Origin of the sequence: Pseudomonas sp. A-RE-19 (assembly GCF_019956555.1) — a bacterium.
Lineage (GTDB): Bacteria > Pseudomonadota > Gammaproteobacteria > Pseudomonadales > Pseudomonadaceae > Aquipseudomonas.
Genome location: NZ_JAHBDQ010000015.1, coordinates 63,913 through 82,933 on the forward strand (window position 1 = coordinate 63,913; position 19,021 = coordinate 82,933).

Below are 19,021 nucleotides of genomic sequence, written 5' to 3' on the forward strand. Positions count from 1 at the left end.
ATGCAAAACCGCGCAATGGCGGTTATTCTTGGCCCCGACTGCTTACGCTTGAAACGGGGGAACGCCAGCATGGACAAAGTCATCGTCATCACCGGCGGTAGCCGCGGAATCGGTGCCGCCACGGCTCTGTTGGCCGCAGAGCAGGGTTATCGGATCTGCATCAACTACCAGTCCGACGAACGGGCGGCGCACAGTGTGCTCGAGCAAGTCCGCGCACTCGGCGCTCAGGCCATTGCAGTGCGCGCCGACGTCAGCATCGAAGACGAAGTGATCGGCCTGTTCCATCGCGTGGACACCGAGTTGGGCCGGGTCACGGCGCTGGTGAACAACGCCGGCACTGTCGGGCAAAAGTCGCGGATCGACGAAATGTCTGAATTTCGTATTCTGAAAATCCTCAAGACCAACGTCCTGGCGCCGATCCTCTGCGCCAAACATGCGATCTTGCGCATGTCGCCCAAGCATGGCGGGCAGGGCGGCAGTATCGTCAACGTGTCGTCGGTCGCTGCCCGCTTGGGCGCCCCCGGCGAATATGTCGACTACGCCGCATCCAAAGGTGCGCTGGACACCTTCACCATCGGTTTGTCCAAGGAAGTGGCGGGCGAGGGTATTCGCGTCAACGCCGTGCGACCGGGTTACATCTACACCGATTTCCATGCATTGAGCGGCGATCCGGACCGGGTCAGCAAGCTGGAATCGGCGATTCCCATGGCTCGGGGTGGGCGGCCGGATGAAGTGGCGGAGGCGATTGTCTGGTTATTGTCGGACAAGGCTTCTTATGCGACGGGGACCTTTGTTGATTTGGGCGGCGGGCGGTAAAGATCAGAAGCAAGATCAAAAGATCGCAGCCTTCGGCAGCTCCTACAGAATTTGTGTACTCCCGATGATTCATGGGTGTACACGATTCCAATGTAGGAGCTGCCGAAGGCTGCGATCTTTTGCTGTTAAAAGGATCTGACAATCCGCCCCAACGTCTCCATCGCCTTCTCCGAATCTTCAGTCCACGGGCTGCCATAATTCAGCCGAATACAATTCCTGAACCGCTGAGTCGGTGAAAAAATTGGCCCCGGCGCGATGCTGATCCCTTGCGCCAACGCCATCTGAAACAACTTCAACGAATCCATCTGCGGTGGTAGCTCCAGCCACAGGAAGTAACCGCCGGCCGGTTGGCTGACGCGGGTCTGCGCCGGAAAGTAGCGGGCGATGGCGGCGAGCATGGCGCTTTGCTGTTCTTCCAGGGCGTAACGCAGTTTGCGCAGGTGCCGGTCGTAGCCGCCGTGTTGCAGGTAATCGGCAATCGCCGCCTGGGCGGGCATCGAGGCGCAGAGTGAGGTCATCAGCTTCAAGCGTTCGATTTTCTGCGCATAACGCCCGGCAGCAACCCAGCCAATGCGGTAGCCCGGGGCCAGGCTCTTGGCGAACGAGCCGCAATGCATCACCAGTCCTTCGGTGTCGAAAGCCTTGGCCGGTTTTGGCGCCTGTTGCCCGTAATAGAGCTCGGCGTAGACATCGTCTTCGATCAGCGGCACTTGGTGGCTGCGCAACAGCTCCACCAGTTCCTGTTTCTTCGCCTCGGGCATGGTCGCGCCCATGGGGTTCTGGAAACTGGTCATGCACCAACAGGCCTTGATCGGATGCCGTTCCAGGGTTTGGGCGAGTACGCCGAGGTCGATGCCGTCTCGCGGGTGGACGGGAATTTCCACCGCTTTGAGCTTCAGCCGTTCCAGCACTTGCAGGCTGGCGTAGAACGCCGGGGCTTCGATGGCCACCAGATCGCCAGGCTCGGTGACCGCTTGCAAACACAGGTTCAGGGCTTCGAGGGCGCCGTTGGTGATCAGCAATTCTTCCATGGGCAACATCAGCCCGCCGACCATGTAGCGCAGGGCAATTTGCCGACGCAGCTGCGGGTTACCCGGTGACATATCGGTGACGACCATGCGTGGGTCCATCTCCCGGGCGGCACTGGCCAGTGAGCGGGACAACCGTTGCAGCGGGAACAGGGTCGGGCTGGGGAACGCCGAACCGAAGGGCACGGTGGTCGGGTCTTTGATCGAATCCAGCACCGAGAACACCAGTTCGCTGACATCGACTTCGGTGGACTCGTTGACCTGGCTGCTGATCACCGGCTCCGAGAACGGGCTCGGTGCGTGCGTGTTGACGAAGTAGCCGGAGCGCGGCCGGGCGCGGATCAGACCGCGACGTTCGAGCAGGTAATAGGCCTGGAACACGGTGGACGGGCTCACGCCGTAAGTCTGGCTGGCATAGCGCACCGACGGCACCCGATGGCCGGGGCCGAGGACGCCGGAGCGGATCAGTTCAGCGATGTCTTCGGCGAATTTTTCGTAGCGTTTCATCGAGTGCTCGAGTTGGGGGCATTCTGGAAAATCGGGGTGGCTTCTTCGCGGGCAAGCCTCGCTCCTACACACCACCGTACTGTAGGAGCGTGGCTTGCCCGCGAATGAGCGCGAAGCGCTCGCCATCTTAAAGGCTCAACGGTTCATCGGCGCAACAAACCGGCTTTTGGCCACGCTGTAGATGGCCGGTTCATCGCTGTCGATAATCTTGAAACTGATCGTCTGCGAGCTGCTGCTCGGCCGTTCCGTGGTCATCGCCACCGATACCGGTACGTCGACGATCTCTCCGGGGGCCAGGCTCAGTTCGGTCTTGCCCTGCAGCTGGAAGCCGTCGCCATCGACCAGCGTCAATCGATAATCCTGACGTTGCTGGGTCTTGTTGATGACCTTCAGGCTGTAGATGTTTTCGATCTGGCCTTCGCTGTTTTCGCGGAACAGGCCACGGTCCTTGCTCACGTCCAGCGACACCATTGGCCGTTCCACCAGCGCCAGGGCGAGGGCGCCGACCATCACCAGCAGCACGGCGGTGTAACCGATCAAGCGCGGGCGTAGCAGGTGGGTCTTGCCGCCCTGCAATTCATGCTCCGAGGTGTAGCTGATCAGCCCACGGGCATAGCCCATTTTGTCCATGATCGAATCGCAGGCGTCGATGCACGCGGCACAACCGATGCATTCCATCTGCAAGCCGTCACGGATGTCGATGCCGGTCGGGCAGACCTGCACGCACAACTGGCAGTCAATGCAATCGCCCAAACCGGCTTCGGCGGGTTTGACGTCACGTTTGCGCGGGCCACGGTTTTCGCCACGGGCCACGTCGTAGGAAATGGTCAGGGTGTCCTTGTCGAACATTACGCTCTGGAACCGTGCATACGGGCACATGTGCATGCACACCGCTTCGCGCAGCCAACCGGCATTGATGTAAGTGGCTCCGGTGAAAAACAGCACCCAAAACAGGCTGACACCGCCGATTTGCAAGGTCAGCAGCTCTTCGGCCAGCGGCCGGATCGGCGTGAAATAGCCGACAAAGGTCAGGCCGGTGAGCAGGCTGATCGCCAGCCACAGGGTGTGTTTGGCCGAGCGGCGAATCAGTTTGTTCAGGCCCCAGGGCGCGGCCTGCAGCTTGATTCGCTGGTTGCGCTCGCCTTCAGTGAGCTTCTCGCACCACATGAAGATCCAGGTCCAGGAACTCTGCGGGCAGGTATAACCACACCAGACTCTGCCGGCGAACACGGTGATCGCAAACAGGCCGAACGCGGCGATGATCAGCAGCGCCGAGAGCAGGATGAAATCCTGTGGCCAGAAGGTCGCGCCGAAGATGTGGAATTTGCTTTCGGAAAGGTCCCAGAGCACCGCCTGGCGGCCACCCCAGTTCAGCCACACCGTGCCGAAGAACAGCAGAAACAGAACCCCCGCGCCACTCATGCGCAGGGTGCGGAACACCCCCGTGAAACTGCGGGTATGGATCAGGTTGTCGCTGGACTTGGCCTTTATCTTTGGACGCAAAGGCTCATTGCTTTTTAAAAATGAGGAGTTTTCAACGGTTCGGACGGGGATTCTATCGCTCATGGTCTTTCGCTCATCAGCCTCCATCAGGCCGGAGCACTATGACCAGCGATCTGTTTGCATAACAGACTCAGATATTGCAATAAAAAGCGGATCAGATGGGGCTGTCGCGTCCGCCTGCGACAACTTGAAGCACTCGCGACAGCTGGCCGCAAACACCTACATCAGGCGCTTGCGGTGTTTGTTGATGCGGGTCAGTCAAATCACCGAATCACTGTTGGTGGCCTTCAAATGCCGGCGACCGTCTACTGCGCCTGCTACGGTCAATGCATCGGCTTCTGCTTCGGTGATGTAGATACGCTGGCCGTCAAGGTCGACCGCCGACATGGATTTTTCCCCGTCGGTGATGATGGTGACGTCGGGGCAAAGACGGATTTCTTCGCCGTTTTCGGTGATGAAGATGCAGGTCTGATTCTCGATGCGCACAGTCATGGAGGTGTCCTTTTTCTGCGGATTCTGAAGTGTTAGGACACATCCGCCGGTCATCGTTCTGTGTAACCGATTAATGGTGGATGCGGTCCATCCTCTGTCGAGTCATTAACTGGCGCTGGCGATCTCCGGCGGCTGGGTGCTCGGCGGTTCTTCCCGGGATGGCGGGGTGGTGCCTGGGGGCTCCTGCTCGGGGACGGGGCCGGGTTCGGTCGGTGGTGTTGGCGGAATCGTCGGCTCGTCGATGTTCGGATCGGGTGTCTCGGCCGGGACAGGAATGCTCATCGATAAAGTCTCCAGTGGCAGATGGCGTGAGTCGTGCTTAAGTTGGTTGACCCGTACACGGGGAATTTGATTCCCGGAAAGGCTTGGCAAATCCCTCTGAACTTTTACCGGCGCCTGCTGTTCGGAACTTAAGTGAGTTCATGTCGGTGAGTTCATGTCGGGGCAGACCGCTCCGCGTGAACGACGACCAGGCACAAGAGCGTCCTTGGGGCGTTAAGGAGAGATGCTCGATGACCGCTGAAAAACCTACAGAGCTGAGCTACAACCCTCATATACCGCTGTCGCAGGCCTTACTGCTGCCGCGGATCGTAATCGAAAACACCATGCCGATCCTCGATGGCGGGCAATTCGCCATTAAAGCCGTGCTCGATCAGGACGTGGTGGTAACCAGCAAAGTGTTTGCCGATGGTCATGACAAGCTGGCCGTGCGCATACGTTGGCGTGCCGAAGGCGACGAAACCTGGCAGAGCGAGGTAATGGCCGAGCTGGGTAATAACGGCTGGCAGGGCCAGTTCCGCGTCAAGAAGCAGGGCCGCTATGTGTTCTGTATCGAAGCGTGGATCGATCAATACGCAAGCTTTTGTTATGAGCTGAAAAAAAAGCACGGCGCCTGCATGTCGGTCAGCCTGGAATTGCAGGAAGGGCGCACTCACGTCCAACAGGCGGCTGAACGCTCCGAAGGCCGCCTCAGTGAGCAACTGGCGGCGTTGCATCATGAGCTCTCCAGTCTGCTCGAAACCGAGCAGGTCGCCTTGTTTCTGCACCAACGCAGCGCGGACTTGATGGCCCAGGCCGACCATCGTCCTTACCTGAGCCTGAGCCCGGAATACCCGGTGGACGTTGAGCGAGAGCTGGCGCAGTTTGCCAGTTGGTATGAGTTGTTTCCGCGCTCGATCACCGATGACCCGGCCCGCCACGGCACCTTCAACGATGTGCACTCGCGGCTGCCGATGATCCAGGACATGGGTTTCGACGTCTTGTACTTCACGCCAATCCACCCGATCGGCCGCAGCTACCGCAAAGGCCCGAACAATTCGTTGACTGCCGGCCCCGACGACCCGGGCAGCCCTTACGCCATCGGCAGTGAAGAGGGCGGGCATGAAGCGATTCACTCGGAGTTGGGCACGCGAGAAGATTTTCGCCGGTTGGTCACTGCCGCCGCCGAGTATGGGCTGGAAATCGCCCTCGATTTTGCGATTCAGTGTTCCCAGGACCACCCGTGGCTCAAGCAACATCCGGGCTGGTTCAACTGGCGCCCGGACGGCACGATCAAATACGCCGAGAACCCACCGAAGAAATACCAGGACATCGTCAACGTCGATTTCTATGCCGTGGACGCGATTCCCGGTTTGTGGGTCGAGTTGCGGAACATCGTGGTGGGCTGGGTCAAAGAGGGCGTGAAGCTGTTTCGCGTCGATAATCCTCACACCAAACCATTGCCGTTCTGGCAATGGCTGATCGCCGATGTACGGGCGCTATACCCCGAGGTGATCTTCCTGGCCGAAGCCTTTACCACGCCAGCGATGATGGCGCGTCTGGGCAAGGTCGGTTATTCCCAGAGCTATACCTATTTCACCTGGCGCAACACCAAGAGCGAGTTGGCGACCTATTTCACCGAACTCAACGAGTCGCCGTGGCGTGAATGCTACCGGCCGAATTTTTTCGTCAACACGCCGGACATCAACCCGGCGTTCCTGCATGAATCCGGGCGCCCGGGTTTTCTGATCCGTGCCGCGCTGGCGACCATGGGCTCCGGCCTGTGGGGCATGTATTCGGGGTTTGAACTGTGTGAAGCGGCACCGGTGCCGGGCCGGGAGGAATACCTCAATTCCGAGAAGTACGAAATCCGCCCACGGGACTTCAATGCGCCGGGCAACATCATTGCCGAAATCGCCCAGCTCAACCGCATCCGCCGGCAGAACCCGGCGTTGCACACGCATCTGGGGCTGAAGGTCTACAACGCCTGGAACGACAACATTCTGTATTTCGGTAAACGTAGCGTCGATGGCAGCAATTTCATTTTGGTGGCCGTCAGCCTCGATCCGCATAACGCCCAGGAAGCGAATTTCGAATTGCCGCTATGGGAAATGGGCCTGCCCGACAATGCCATCACCCACGGCGAAGACTTGATGAACGGCCACCGCTGGACCTGGCACGGCAAATACCAGTTCATGCGGATCGAGCCGTGGCATCTGCCGTTCGGGATTTGGAGGATCAGCACTTCTTAAATGCGCCGCGCATTCCTGTGACGACACTCTTTTGCTGGCGGATAAATGATCCCGTAGGAGCTGCCGAAGGCTGCGATCTTTTGATTTTTTGGTGGACCGTAAATGGCAGAAGATCAAAAGATCGCAGCCTTCGGCAGCTCCTACAGAGGGGCGCCAGGTTTGAGATATGTGTAGATACCGCATAGGTGGTGCGCTTTATTGAATTCAACAGGAGTTACCAATGGCGAAGAAACCCAGGTCAGCCACCTTTATCAAAGACCCGCTCTGGTACAAGGATGCGGTGATCTACCAGGTTCACGTTAAGTCTTTTTTCGACTCCAACAATGACGGTATCGGCGACTTTCCCGGCCTTATCGCCAAACTCGATTACATTGCCGATCTGGGCGTCAACACCATCTGGCTGTTGCCGTTCTACCCCTCGCCACGACGCGACGATGGCTATGACATCGCCGAATACCGTGGCGTGCACCCTGACTACGGCACCATGGCCGATGCCAAGCGTTTCATTGCCGAGGCCCATAAGCGCGGCCTGCGGGTGATTACCGAACTGGTCATCAACCACACCTCGGACCAGCACGCGTGGTTCCAGCGCGCGCGCAAGGCCAAGCCCGGTTCGGCGGCTCGCGACTTCTATGTCTGGTCCGATGACGACCAGAAATACGACGGTACCCGCATCATTTTTCTCGACACCGAGAAATCCAACTGGACCTGGGACCCGGTGGCCGGTCAGTACTTCTGGCACCGTTTCTATTCTCACCAGCCGGACCTGAATTTCGACAACCCGCAAGTGATGAAAGCGGTGCTGTCGGTGATGCGTTACTGGCTCGACATGGGCATCGACGGTCTGCGGCTGGACGCGATCCCGTACCTGATCGAGCGCGACGGCACCAACAACGAAAACCTGCCCGAGACCCACGACGTCCTCAAGCAGATCCGTGCCGAAATCGACGCCAATTACCCCGATCGCATGCTGCTGGCCGAAGCCAATCAATGGCCGGAAGACACGCAGCTGTACTTCGGTGAAACCGATGCCAAGGGCTTGAACGGGGATGAATGCCACATGGCTTTTCACTTCCCGTTGATGCCGCGCATGTACATGGCACTGGCTCAGGAAGATCGTTTCCCGATCACCGACATTCTGCGCCAGACCCCGGAAATTCCTGCCAATTGCCAGTGGGCGATTTTCCTGCGCAACCACGATGAGCTGACCCTGGAAATGGTCACCGACCGGGAGCGTGACTACCTGTGGAATTACTACGCCGCCGACCGTCGGGCGCGGATCAATCTGGGGATTCGCCGGCGTCTGGCGCCGTTGATGGAGCGTGATCGTCGTCGTGTGGAGTTGCTTAACAGCCTGCTGCTGTCGATGCCCGGCACGCCGACCCTGTATTACGGCGATGAAATCGGCATGGGCGACAACATCTACCTCGGCGACCGCGACGGTGTGCGCACGCCAATGCAATGGTCCATCGACCGCAATGGCGGGTTCTCCCGTGCCGACCCGGCCAGCCTGGTGTTGCCGCCGATCATGGACCCGCTCTACGGCTACCTGTCGGTTAACGTCGAAACCCAGGCCGGTGACCCCCATTCGTTGTTGAACTGGAACCGGCGCCTGCTCGCGGTGCGCAAGCAGTCCAAGGCCTTCGGGCGCGGAACGCTGAAGATGCTTTCGCCAAGCAACCGACGGATTCTGGCTTATACCCGCGAATTCATCGGCCCGGACGGCAAGCACGAGATCATTCTGTGCGTGGCCAACGTGTCCCGCAGCGCGCAAGCGGCGGAGCTGGACTTGTCGGCTTATGTCGGCATGGTTCCGGTGGAGATGCTCGGCGGCAATGCGTTCCCGCCCATCGGCCAGTTGAATTTCCTGCTGACGCTGGCGCCTTACGGCTTCTATTGGTTCGGGCTGGCGGCGGAAAACCAAATGCCGAGCTGGCACGTGGAGCCGGCGCAAAGCCTGCCGGACTTCACCACCCTGGTGCTGAAGAAACGCATGGAAGAACTGCTTGAGGCGCCGTCCCGTGGCACGCTGGAGCAAGGCATTCTGCCGAGCTGGTTGCAGAACCGCCGCTGGTACGCCGGCAAGGACGGCACCATCGACAGCGTCAATCTCGCTTACGGCGTGCGCTTTGGCGATCCGCAGCATCCGGTGCTGCTGGGTGAGATCGACGTCACCAGCGGCGGCCAGACCAGCCGTTATCAGTTGCCGTTCGGTTTCATCTCCGAGGAGCAGGTCGGCGCGGCGTTGCCGCAGCAATTGGCGCTGGCCAGGGTCCGGCGCGGGCGTCAGGTCGGTTTGATCACCGATGCCTTCAGCCTGGATAGCTTTGTTCATGCCGTGTTGCAGAGCATGCAGGCTGGCATGGTGTTGCCATCGGACGGCGGCGAGATCCGCTTCGAGCCCACCGACGAACTGGCCAGACTCGGCCTCACCGCCGAGTCGGAAGTGCGTTATCTGTCCGCCGAGCAATCCAACAGTTCGGTGGTGATCGGCAGCAGCCTGGTGCTGAAACTGATCCGTAAGGTCGCGTCTGGCGTGCATCCGGAACTGGAAATGAGCGCATACCTGACCCACGCCGGCTTCCGCCACATTTCGCCGTTGCTGGGTTCGGTGATTCGTCGCGATGCGGCGGGTGAGGACACGCTGTTGATGATCGCCCAAGGCTACCTGAGCAATCAGGGCGACGCGTGGGAGTGGACCCAGAACAACCTCGAACGGGCGCTTCGCGACGAACTCGCTGATGCCGTGTCGGAACAGGAGCAGCACTACAACGCCCTCGGCGAGCTGAAGGATTTTGCCGGCATGCTCGGCCAGCGCCTGGGGGAAATGCATCAGGTGCTGGCGGCACCGAGCACGAACCCCGACTTCGCCCCACAGATCACCACCCAGAAAGATGCCCTGGCCTCGGCCAAGGACGTGGCGGCGCAACTGGAACATGCCCTGACGTTGCTCAAGCAGCATCAAACTGAACTGAACGCTGCGGATCAGGCCTTGGTCAATCGATTGCTGGACAACAAAAAAACCATCCTCAGCCATCTCCAGGATCTGGGTAAAAAGGCGGCTGGCGGCCTGCGTATCCGCGTCCATGGTGACTTGCACCTGGGGCAGGTGCTGGTGATCAAGGGCGATGCCTATCTGATCGATTTCGAGGGTGAACCGGCGCGATCGCTGTATGAGCGTCGAGGCAAACACAGTCCCTATAAAGATGTCAGCGGCGTGTTGCGCTCGTTCGATTATGCCGCGGCGATGGCCATCAACGTGCAGAACGTCGATAACACCGCTGACGCCCGGGCGGCGCGTCAACGAGTCACTGACCGTTACCTGAAAGAGGCGCGACAATCATTTGTCGACGCTTATCGGCTGGCGGCAGCTAGTCTTGCTCATGCATGGCAAGATCCTGAAGGCGATGACGCCGCGCTGGCGTTGTTCGGGCTGGAGAAGGCGGCTTATGAGGTGGCCTATGAGGCGGAAAATCGCCCCACTTGGTTGCCTGTGCCGTTGCACGGTTTATATGGATTATTGAGTGGGCTTAAACCCTTTTCCGATCTTGGTGGAGAGTAGTCATGAGTTTCTCGAACAAGGAACAGGGGCACGTTGAACAGGCGCTGCTGCCCAAGGCGCGGGATATCGAAGCGTTGGTACGCGCTGAGCACCAAGACCCCTTTGCAATTCTCGGCCCGCATGGCGATGGCGCTGGCGGGCAATTTATTCGGGCCTATCTGCCGGACGCCTTGGGCGTGCAGGTGGTAGACAAGGAATCCGGGGAAGAACTCGGCAGCCTTGAGGCTGCTCAAACCCCGGGGCTGTTCGTCGGGCACTTCGAGCGGGCCCGGCCCTATCTGTTGCGAACCCGTTGGGCCGGCGGCGAGCAACTCGCCGAGGATCCTTACAGCTTTGGCCCGTTACTCGGCGAGATGGACTTGTACCTGTTCGCCGAAGGTAATCACCGGGATCTGAGCAGTTGTCTCGGCGCACAACTGAAGACGGTCGATGGCGTCGACGGCGTGCGCTTTGCCGTGTGGGCGCCGAATGCGAGAAGGGTCTCGGTGGTCGGCGACTTCAACGTCTGGGACGGTCGTCGGCATCCCATGCGCCTGCGCCATCCTACGGGAGTCTGGGAACTGTTCATTCCGCGCCTGCAAGCGGGGGAGGCCTACAAATACGAAATCCTCGGCGCCCACGGTATTTTGCCGCTCAAGGCCGACCCGATGGCCCTCGCCACCGCCATGCCACCGGACACGGCGTCGAAAGTTGCCTCACCGTTGCAAGTCGACTGGCTGGACCATGCCTGGATGCAGTCGCGGGGCGAGCGTCAGCGAACCAGCGCACCGTTGTCGATCTACGAATTGCACGCCGGTTCCTGGCAATGCGAGCTGGATGACCTGGGCGAGGTCGCCCGTCAGTACAGCTGGCCCGAGTTGGCCGAGCGGCTGATTCCTTATGTGAAGGAGTTGGGTTTCACCCACATCGAACTGATGCCGATCATGGAGCATCCGTTCGGTGGCTCGTGGGGTTATCAACTGCTGTCGCAATTCGCCCCGAGCGCCCGTTACGGCACGCCGGATGACTTCGCCGCGTTCGTCAATGCCTGTCACCAGGCCGAGATCGGCGTCATCCTCGATTGGGTGCCGGCGCATTTCCCCACCGATACCCACGGCCTGGCGCAGTTCGACGGCACCGCGTTGTATGAATACGGCAACCCGCAGGAAGGTTTTCATCAGGACTGGGACACGCTGATCTACAACCTGGGCCGCACCGAGGTGCACGGCTACATGCTGGCGTCGGCGCTGCACTGGCTCAAGCATTTCCACGTTGATGGCCTGCGCGTGGACGCCGTGGCGTCGATGCTGTATCGCGATTACTCGCGCAAGGCCGGCGAATGGGTGCCTAACCGTCTTGGCGGTCGGGAGAACCTGGAAGCTATCGATTTCCTCCGCCATCTCAACGATGTGGTGGCCCTGGAGGCACCGGGTGCGCTGGTGATTGCCGAAGAATCCACCGCGTGGCCGGGTGTCAGCCAGAGCACGCAACAGGGCGGCCTGGGTTTTGCCTATAAGTGGAACATGGGCTGGATGCACGATTCGCTGCATTACATTCAGCAAGACCCGGTGTACCGCGCCCATCATCACAACGAGTTGAGTTTCGGCCTGGTGTACGCCTGGTCCGAGCGCTTCATCCTGCCGATTTCTCACGACGAAGTGGTCCACGGCAAGCACTCGCTGATCGACAAGATGCCCGGCGACCGCTGGCAGAAGTTTGCCAACCTGCGGGCGTATCTGAGTTTCATGTGGACGCATCCCGGCAAGAAACTGTTGTTCATGGGTTGCGAATTCGGCCAGTGGCGTGAGTGGAATCACGATCAGCAACTGGACTGGTATTTACTGCAATACCCGGAACACCAAGGGGTGCGCAGACTGGTCGGCGACTTGAATCGGTTGTATCGCGAAGAGCCGGCGCTGCACGATCAGGACGATGCCCCGCAAGGCTTCCAGTGGTTGATCGGCGACGATGCGGTCAACAGCGTCTACGCCTGGCTGCGCTGGAGCAAGGACGGGCGGCCGGTGTTGGTGGTGGCCAACTTTACCCCGGTGCCGCGTGAGTCCTACCGCATCGGCGTGCCGTTTGCCGGGCGCTGGGTCGAGTTGATCAACAGCGATGCCGACACCTATGCCGGGTCCAATTACGGCAACGGCGGCGGGGTGTTCACCGAAGAAGAACCGAGCCATGGGCAGGCACTTTCATTGGTGTTGAATCTGCCGCCGTTGGCGGTGTTGATTCTGCGGCCGGAGGGTTGATCGAAAACCGCGTCGCTTCATTCGCGAGCAAGCCCGCTCCCACATTGGTTTTGTGTACGACGACAATCCAATGTGGGAGCGGGCTTGCTCGCGAAGGAGCCAGACCGAACAAAGCGCTTCTTGAGTCATGCACTCACCACCGCATCCGCACCCCAAGACTACCAATCAGCCCGTTCAAATCATTGTCATCCACGACACTGCTGTAATCGGCGCTGACATACAGGCTGACCAAAGGCGTCACTCTGGCCACCAGCCCCAGACCCACGTCCACCGTCGATGAATTGCGGCTGCTGCTGATTTTGTCGACCTGATCCAGGCTCACGGTATTGCCGGTGTACACCGTGTGCCATAGGTTGGTCCGCACATAGGGTTCGACCGGCAGGCCGTTAAGATCGTAACTGCCCTTCAAGCGTGCACCGACTCGTCCACTCCAGGACGTCAGATCACTGGAGGAGGCGTTACCCGAGCCGGCATAGGGCGTATCCAGCGTGATGCGTTGATTGATCAACTGCGCTTGGGGTTCGACCACCCAGTTATTACCCAGACCAATCGGGAAACCGCCTTCCACCGACAGCGTCATCGCACTGCCTTCGGCGGTTTGTCGCGCGCCCTGGTCATTGCGACTGTAACCGTTGACCCGGCCACCGCTGGCCGTCAAGTCTACGTGCCAGCCTTGGGGCCCGGTCAGGCTCCAGTAAGCGCCAAGACTCTGGCCTTGCAGGTTGAGCGTGTCATTGCCGGGGTCGGCGAGGGCGCGGCTGGTCAGCAGGCCATTGTCGTTGCCCTGAAATTGAGCGGTGCCACCGATCAGCCCGACCCGTTGGGTATGACCGCTGTCGCTTTGTACGGTCAGGAGCGCCGGGCCTTTGAATTCGCTGGCACCGGAGATAGAAAGGCCCTGGGCCAGATAGTCGGTTTGGGCCTGGCGCGACGTGCGCCCATAGACTTGGTCCCAGGCCGAAGGCGCGGCGGCTTCGATCGTCAGGCGTGAGCTTTGTAAGTCGGGGTTGACGCGTAAAAGGCCGGAATACGTGGTGGAGGCGGTGGGCAAGGTGAGTGTCAGCGGTTCCTGGCGGTACCAGCGGGGCATTTCGTCCTCGGCAGGCGAGGCCTGCACCTCCATGGATGAGCACAGCAGGAGTGAACTCGTAACAGTGCAAAAAGTGATTTTGATCTCTTGTGAAGTGAAAGATGTGTTCATGGGGGTCTACCTTGCAATCGCATGCGTCTCTCGCTGTGGCGTCTCTCCTACCCCGAATGAGGGGCGACCGAATGGATTGAGGCAAGGTCCGACCCGCCCGATTTTACGAGTGTCTGGAGGCTTGCCCCTGATGGATTTCCGGGGGTAGTAAGGACTAGCTAAGAAGACCGATGGCGTTGCGTCAAGAAAATGGCCGATAGGCGGTATGGCTATTTTAGTGTTTGTAAGTGACTGATTTTTGACATGTATATAAGTCGTTGTTTGTGCAAAAAATCATTATGAAAGGCGCGACCCAGACCTGTTCGGTAGAGGACTCAGGCTTGTTCGATGGATGGCCGGTGTAACGTCAGCGAGCAGGGGCGACAGGTCATTGCCGTGATTTTTTTCTGTCAGAGTTGGCAGTCCTTGGCGACTGCCCATTGACGGTATTACAGGCGTACTTCCACCGACAGGGGCAAATGGTCCGACAAATGCGTCCAGGGTTTGTTGCCGAGTATTCGTGGTTCATGACTGCTGGCATTACGCAGATAGACTCGGTCCAGACGCAACAGGGGAAACCGCGCCGGGTAAGTTTTCGCCGGTCGGCCATGGTGACGTTCGAAGGCTTCATGCAGGTAGTGGCGCCGGGCGAGGGCGGCGTTGCCTTGCAACTGCCAGTCGTTGAAATCACCGGCAATGATGACCGGGGCATCGTCGGGCAGCGATTCGAGCAACAGGCAGAGCAGCTGGAGCTGAAGTTGTCGATGGCTTTCCAAAAGACTCAAGTGCACGCAAATGGCATGAACTTCGGGATGGCCCGGCACATCCAGCACACAGTGCAGCAGCCCGCGGCGCTCAGGGCCGGTGATCGAGACATCAAGGTTGCGAAATTCGCGGATCGGGTATTTCGACAGCAGGGCATTGCCGTGATGGCCATCAGGGTAGACCGCGTTGCGCCCGTAGGCGAAATCGCTCCACATGCTGTCGGCCAGAAACTCGTATTGCGAGGTCTGTGGCCACTCGTTGTAACGGGAGGAGTGCCGGTCGTGCTCCCCGACCACTTCCTGTAGAAACACCAGATCTGCCGACGTACTGCGTACCGCTTCACGCAGTTCCGGGAGGATGAAACGTCGATTGAGGGCGGTGAAGCCCTTATGGGTGTTGACCGTCAGCACTCGCAGTCGGTGAATCGCCAAGGGCGTGTCCAATGGCGCTGATTCGACGGGCTGCCGTTCGGAATCTCTGGTCACGTTCACTCCTCTGAATCAGGGCTGCTGTTTCTATGCGACTGATACACGGGCAAGCAGTTCAGCGTGATGTGTGACGAGGTTGCTTTTGTGGCGAGGGAGCTTGCTCCCGTTCAGCTGTGCAGCAGTCGTAGATCTATAGGGGGCTGCTTCGCGCCCCCGGCGGGTGCAAGCTCCATCGCCACAAAAGCGCCTTCGCCCAAGACATTCCTCGAATGCCTCAGACAAACACAATTTCATACGGCAACCGCATGCGCTCCAGAATCACCCGAGGCAGCAACGGGGCGACGCCGATCGCGGGTTCGCCGTCGAGCTGGCTGGCATAGGCGTACGTCGCGTGGCTTTTGCGCGCAACAGTCCAGGTGTCGAGACGAACCTTGCGCGCGCGATGCCAGGGAATCAGCCCCTGATCGCGCAACGGCCAATGCCAGGCCCAGACCGGCACCTCGTTGAGCGTTGCACCGATCAGGGCGGCTGCCTTGGCAGTGGCCCGACCGACCGCGTCGTGGTCGACGTCGCCATCTTCGCGCCAGGTGGTGAACAGCACATCGCCGGGGCGCAGGTAGCGGACAATGAATTGGGTCAGTTCGGATTCGCTTTCGGCCAGGGCATTGTCGGGGAAGCCGCCGCGAATCCACTTCAGGCTGTGCATCGGCAACCCGAGCCGGCGCAACGCTTCGACGCTTTCCTGGGGGCGGAACACGCTCAGGCGTTTCTCCGACCACTGTCGCGACCCCGGATGGCTGGCGCTGCCGTCGGTGATCGAGATCAATTGCAGAGGATGACCGAGGCTACACAGCAGTTGCAGCAGGCCGCCGCAAGTCACTACTTCATCGCCGGGATGCGGCGCGATCAGCACCGCGCGGGCACCAGCCGGGACCAGGGTTTCGGTGTTGATGACGGGGATGTTGTCCAGTTGCGGGGCGCTGTTCCAGATCTGTGCGGGCAGGCTGTTTTCGCTGATGGAAACGGTTCTCATGGGCGTCCTTGTTCTGTCTTGCCCTCAGTCGTACACGATGCTTGTACAAGCAAGCCCGGCAGACCCGTGAAGGCGGATTGATAGCATTGTGCAGCGCTCCGAACCCTGGATTGCCGCCGGCAGAGTATTGCTCATGGAACGCTATTCGTCGCCTCAGCCTTTGGTCTGATGCGTTTTTTTTGATCCGAGCTGTGTCGGGTGTCGCAAATGGTCAGCAAAACCGTCGACTCGGGCGGTAGGAGCGAGGCTTGCCCGCGAAGGCGGTGTGTCAAGCAATGATGATGTCGACTGACACACCGCTTTCGCGGGCAAGCCTCGCTCCTACATGGATGGCATTCCTTTCATTCTTCTTCCTCATGTTGCAATTCGAACAGCAACAGCGAACGGCCGGTGACCGAATACTCGCGACCGAACTCGAAGTGTTCCTGGCCACGAATCGACGGTTGGTTGGTGTCGATCATGCAAGTCCAGAAACCGCCGTCAGGGACTTCCGGCAGCAGGAAATTGACGATGTCATGGTGCGCGTTGACCACCAGCAGCAAGGTCGCGTCGGCCCCCTTGCGGCGAATGCCGGTTTCCTGGGCGCGACCATCGAGCAGCATCCCCAGGCATCGACCGTGACCTTCCTCCCATTGTTCGGTGGACATTTCACTGCCGTCCGGGGCCAGCCAGGTCACGTCCTTGACGCCGATGTCTTCGTTGTAATTGCCCACCAGGAAGCGCCCGCGACGCAGGATCGGATAGGCCAGGCGCAATTTGATCAGGCGTTTGACGAACTTGAGCAAAGCCTTGCCGTCGTCGCTCAGGTCCCAATTGACCCAACCAATCTCGCTGTCCTGGCAGTAGGCATTGTTGTTGCCTTCCTGGGTGCGGGCGAATTCGTCACCGGCCACCAGCATCGGCGTGCCCTGGGACAGCAGCAGCGTGGCAAAGAAGTTGCGCATTTGCCGCTGGCGCAGCGCATTGATCTCGGGATCGTCGGTGGGGCCTTCGACACCGTGGTTCCAGGACAGGTTGTTGTTGCTGCCGTCCTGGTTGTTCTCGTCGTTGGCTTCGTTGTGCTTGTCGTTGTACGACACCAGGTCGTTGAGCGTGAAGCCGTCATGGGCGGTGATGAAGTTCAGCGAGGCATAGGGCCGCCGTCCACGTTGGTTGAACATTTCACCGGATGCGGTCATGCGGCTGGCGAAGTCGGCGAGTTGGCCGTCGTCGCCTTTCCAGAACGCGCGCACGGTATCGCGGAATTTGTCGTTCCATTCGACCCAGCCCGGTGGGAAATTCCCGACTTGATAACCGCCGGGGCCACAGTCCCAGGGTTCGGAAATCATTTTCACCTGGCGCAACACCGGGTCCTGACGGCAGGCCACGAGAAAGCTGTGACGCTCGTCGAAACCGTCGTGGTAGCGACCGAGAATGGTCGCCAAATCAAAGCGGAAACCGTCCACGTGCATTTCCGTGGCCCAATAACGCAGGGAGTCGGTGACCATTTGCAGCACGCACGGGTGACTCAGGTCCAGGGTGTTGCCGGTCCCGGAGTCGTTGATGTAGTAGCGCTTGTCATCGGGCATCAAGCGGTAGTAGGAGGCGTTGTCGATGCCGCGCATCGACAGGGTCGGCCCTTGTTCGTTGCCCTCGGCGGTGTGGTTGTAGACCACGTCGAGGATCACTTCCAGATTGGCATCGTGCAGGTGCGCGACCATTTCCTTGAACTCGGCAATCTTGCCGCTGGCCAGGTAGCGCGGGTCCGGGGCAAAGAACGCGATGCTGTTGTAACCCCAGTAATTGGTCATGCCTTTGTGCAGCAAATGCTGGTCATTGACGAAGGCATGAATGGGCAGCAATTCCACGGTCGACACACCGAGCTTGCGGATGTGTTCCAGCACGTCATCGACCATCAACCCGGCGAAGGTGCCGCGCAGATTCTCGGGGACGGAGGGGTGACGCATGCTGAAGCCGCGTACATGAGTCTCATAAATGATCGTTTTGTCCCACGGCACGCTGACCCGATGGTCATGGCCCCAGGTGTGGGCCGGATCGATCACTTTGCATTTGGGCACGAAGGGGGCGCTGTCGCGTTTATCGAAACTGAGGTCGGCATCAGGGTGGCCGATGGTATAGCCGAACAATGCTTCGGACCACTTCAAACGGCCGACCAGTTGTTTGGCATAGGGGTCGATCAGCAGTTTGTTGGGGTTAAACCGATGACCGTTGGCCGGGTCGTACGGACCGTAGACGCGATAGCCGTAGATCAACCCTGGATGGGCGTCGGGCAAGTAGCCGTGGAAGATCTCGTCGGTGTATTCCGGCAACTCGATACGCTCGAGTTCCACCTCGCCGGCATCATCGAAGATGCACAGTTCGACCTTGGTCGCGTGAGCTGAAAACAGCGCGAAATTGACCCCCAGGCCATCCCAGGTCGCGCCGAGCGGGAAGGGCAGGCCTTCACGGATTCGCGAGGCCTCGGCATGAGGTTCGGGCGCGGCTTTCTTTGGACTGCTCATAGATGCTCCTGCATTGGGGCTCGGTTTTTTTCGAGGACGAGCGCACCCTCGGTGGCGAAAAAGCTCGCCACGAAGTCAAACGAGACGACGCTGTAAAGCGTCAGGTCGTAGGCGGTTTACGCGCAGCGCGAGGCTTTTTCGCGGTGCTTTTTTCGCCAGGCGCAATCACCGTCGAAGCCGCAGCGGGTTTGGCCTTGGATTTGGCTTTGGGTTTGGTCTCGGTGCTTTTGCCATCGATAACCTTGCCGTCGGGCTTGCCGATGGCGGATTTGACAGCGGATTTGGCAGCGGTTTTGCTGCCGGTGGCTTTCGGGGATTTGCCGGGCGCCAGTGCTTCAGCTTCGGCCAGTTTGCAGGCCATCTCCCAATGGCGTGTTTCCTGGCCCACGGGTTTTCCTTCGGACTCCCAGATCTGATAGGCAAATTCGCGGATGCGTTTATCGTCGGTACTCATCGCAATAC

At 59.7% G+C, this 19,021-nt stretch carries 13 protein-coding genes; 4 read left to right on the forward strand and 9 right to left on the reverse strand.

Features of this window, described 5'->3' with window-relative positions; all coding sequences use genetic code 11:
* Window positions 1-69 precede the first annotated feature (69 nt).
* Window positions 70-816, forward strand: coding sequence for an SDR family oxidoreductase (locus KGB14_RS11895; RefSeq protein ID WP_223486782.1), 747 nt, complete (start codon window positions 70-72; stop codon window positions 814-816).
* 125 nt (window positions 817-941) lie between these two features.
* Here the strand turns inward: KGB14_RS11895 and mapR are convergent, their stop codons facing one another.
* The 4 genes from mapR to KGB14_RS11915 all read right to left on the reverse strand — a co-directional run bounded on the left by mapR (window position 942) and on the right by KGB14_RS11915 (window position 4,628).
* Window positions 942-2,351 (reverse strand): GntR family transcriptional regulator MpaR, encoded by a 1,410-nt coding sequence (gene mapR / locus KGB14_RS11900; RefSeq protein ID WP_223486784.1) that lies wholly within the window; start codon window positions 2,349-2,351, stop codon window positions 942-944.
* Between the two features lie 135 nt (window positions 2,352-2,486).
* Complete coding sequence (gene ccoG, locus KGB14_RS11905) at window positions 2,487-3,917, reverse strand: cytochrome c oxidase accessory protein CcoG (protein ID WP_223486786.1); 1,431 nt, start codon at window positions 3,915-3,917, stop codon at window positions 2,487-2,489.
* Between the two features lie 195 nt (window positions 3,918-4,112).
* The gene (locus KGB14_RS11910) at window positions 4,113-4,346 is read right to left on the reverse strand and encodes a DUF3203 family protein (RefSeq protein ID WP_223486788.1); all 234 of its coding nucleotides are present in this window, start codon (window positions 4,344-4,346) and stop codon (window positions 4,113-4,115) included.
* Between the two features lie 105 nt (window positions 4,347-4,451).
* Window positions 4,452-4,628 carry a hypothetical protein gene (locus KGB14_RS11915; protein WP_223486790.1) on the reverse strand — a complete coding sequence of 59 codons (177 nt, stop codon included), beginning with the start codon at window positions 4,626-4,628 and terminating at the stop codon, window positions 4,452-4,454.
* A gap of 230 nt (window positions 4,629-4,858) precedes the next feature.
* Between KGB14_RS11915 and KGB14_RS11920 the strand changes: the two genes are divergently transcribed.
* The 3 genes from KGB14_RS11920 (at window position 4,859) to glgB (ending at window position 12,652) form a co-directional block, all read left to right on the forward strand.
* A complete protein-coding gene (locus KGB14_RS11920) occupies window positions 4,859-6,856 on the forward strand; it encodes an alpha-1,4-glucan--maltose-1-phosphate maltosyltransferase (protein WP_223486792.1) in 1,998 nt (665 codons plus the stop codon).
* Between the two features lie 220 nt (window positions 6,857-7,076).
* Window positions 7,077-10,418, forward strand: a complete 3,342-nt coding sequence (treS, locus tag KGB14_RS11925; protein WP_223486794.1) for a maltose alpha-D-glucosyltransferase — start codon at window positions 7,077-7,079, stop codon at window positions 10,416-10,418.
* Between the two features lie 2 nt (window positions 10,419-10,420).
* Window positions 10,421-12,652, forward strand: a complete 2,232-nt coding sequence (gene glgB, locus KGB14_RS11930) for a 1,4-alpha-glucan branching protein GlgB (RefSeq protein ID WP_223486796.1) — start codon at window positions 10,421-10,423, stop codon at window positions 12,650-12,652.
* Between the two features lie 133 nt (window positions 12,653-12,785).
* On the opposite strand, the gene KGB14_RS11935 is transcribed toward glgB, so the two are convergent.
* The 5 genes from KGB14_RS11935 to KGB14_RS11955 all read right to left on the reverse strand — a co-directional run bounded on the left by KGB14_RS11935 (window position 12,786) and on the right by KGB14_RS11955 (window position 19,013).
* Complete coding sequence (locus tag KGB14_RS11935) at window positions 12,786-13,853, reverse strand: autotransporter outer membrane beta-barrel domain-containing protein (protein ID WP_223486799.1); 1,068 nt, start codon at window positions 13,851-13,853, stop codon at window positions 12,786-12,788.
* A gap of 428 nt (window positions 13,854-14,281) precedes the next feature.
* Window positions 14,282-15,082, reverse strand: a complete 801-nt coding sequence (locus tag KGB14_RS11940) for an endonuclease/exonuclease/phosphatase family protein (RefSeq protein ID WP_223486801.1) — start codon at window positions 15,080-15,082, stop codon at window positions 14,282-14,284.
* 217 nt (window positions 15,083-15,299) lie between these two features.
* Window positions 15,300-16,058 carry a PIG-L deacetylase family protein gene (locus KGB14_RS11945; protein ID WP_223486804.1) on the reverse strand — a complete coding sequence of 253 codons (759 nt, stop codon included), beginning with the start codon at window positions 16,056-16,058 and terminating at the stop codon, window positions 15,300-15,302.
* Between the two features lie 341 nt (window positions 16,059-16,399).
* The gene (gene glgX, locus KGB14_RS11950; RefSeq protein ID WP_223486806.1) at window positions 16,400-18,559 is read right to left on the reverse strand and encodes a glycogen debranching protein GlgX; all 2,160 of its coding nucleotides are present in this window, start codon (window positions 18,557-18,559) and stop codon (window positions 16,400-16,402) included.
* Window positions 18,560-18,659: 100 nt separating this feature from the next.
* Window positions 18,660-19,013, reverse strand: coding sequence for a DUF2934 domain-containing protein (locus KGB14_RS11955; protein WP_223486809.1), 354 nt, complete (start codon window positions 19,011-19,013; stop codon window positions 18,660-18,662).
* Window positions 19,014-19,021: the final 8 nt, after the last annotated feature.

What these genes read in the sequence shown, in the direction of transcription:
- KGB14_RS11895 (WP_223486782.1), top strand. Translation starts at nt 70, where the DNA reads ATGGACAAAGTCATCGTCATCACCGGCGGTAGCCGCGGAATCGGTGCC.
- mapR (WP_223486784.1), bottom strand. Translation starts at nt 2,351, where the DNA reads ATGAAACGCTACGAAAAATTCGCCGAAGACATCGCTGAACTGATCCGC.
- ccoG (WP_223486786.1), bottom strand. Translation starts at nt 3,917, where the DNA reads ATGAGCGATAGAATCCCCGTCCGAACCGTTGAAAACTCCTCATTTTTA.
- KGB14_RS11910 (WP_223486788.1), bottom strand. Translation starts at nt 4,346, where the DNA reads ATGACTGTGCGCATCGAGAATCAGACCTGCATCTTCATCACCGAAAAC.
- KGB14_RS11915 (WP_223486790.1), bottom strand. Translation starts at nt 4,628, where the DNA reads ATGAGCATTCCTGTCCCGGCCGAGACACCCGATCCGAACATCGACGAG.
- KGB14_RS11920 (WP_223486792.1), top strand. Translation starts at nt 4,859, where the DNA reads ATGACCGCTGAAAAACCTACAGAGCTGAGCTACAACCCTCATATACCG.
- treS (WP_223486794.1), top strand. Translation starts at nt 7,077, where the DNA reads ATGGCGAAGAAACCCAGGTCAGCCACCTTTATCAAAGACCCGCTCTGG.
- glgB (WP_223486796.1), top strand. Translation starts at nt 10,421, where the DNA reads ATGAGTTTCTCGAACAAGGAACAGGGGCACGTTGAACAGGCGCTGCTG.
- KGB14_RS11935 (WP_223486799.1), bottom strand. Translation starts at nt 13,853, where the DNA reads ATGAACACATCTTTCACTTCACAAGAGATCAAAATCACTTTTTGCACT.
- KGB14_RS11945 (WP_223486804.1), bottom strand. Translation starts at nt 16,058, where the DNA reads ATGAGAACCGTTTCCATCAGCGAAAACAGCCTGCCCGCACAGATCTGG.
- glgX (WP_223486806.1), bottom strand. Translation starts at nt 18,559, where the DNA reads ATGAGCAGTCCAAAGAAAGCCGCGCCCGAACCTCATGCCGAGGCCTCG.
- KGB14_RS11955 (WP_223486809.1), bottom strand. Translation starts at nt 19,013, where the DNA reads ATGAGTACCGACGATAAACGCATCCGCGAATTTGCCTATCAGATCTGG.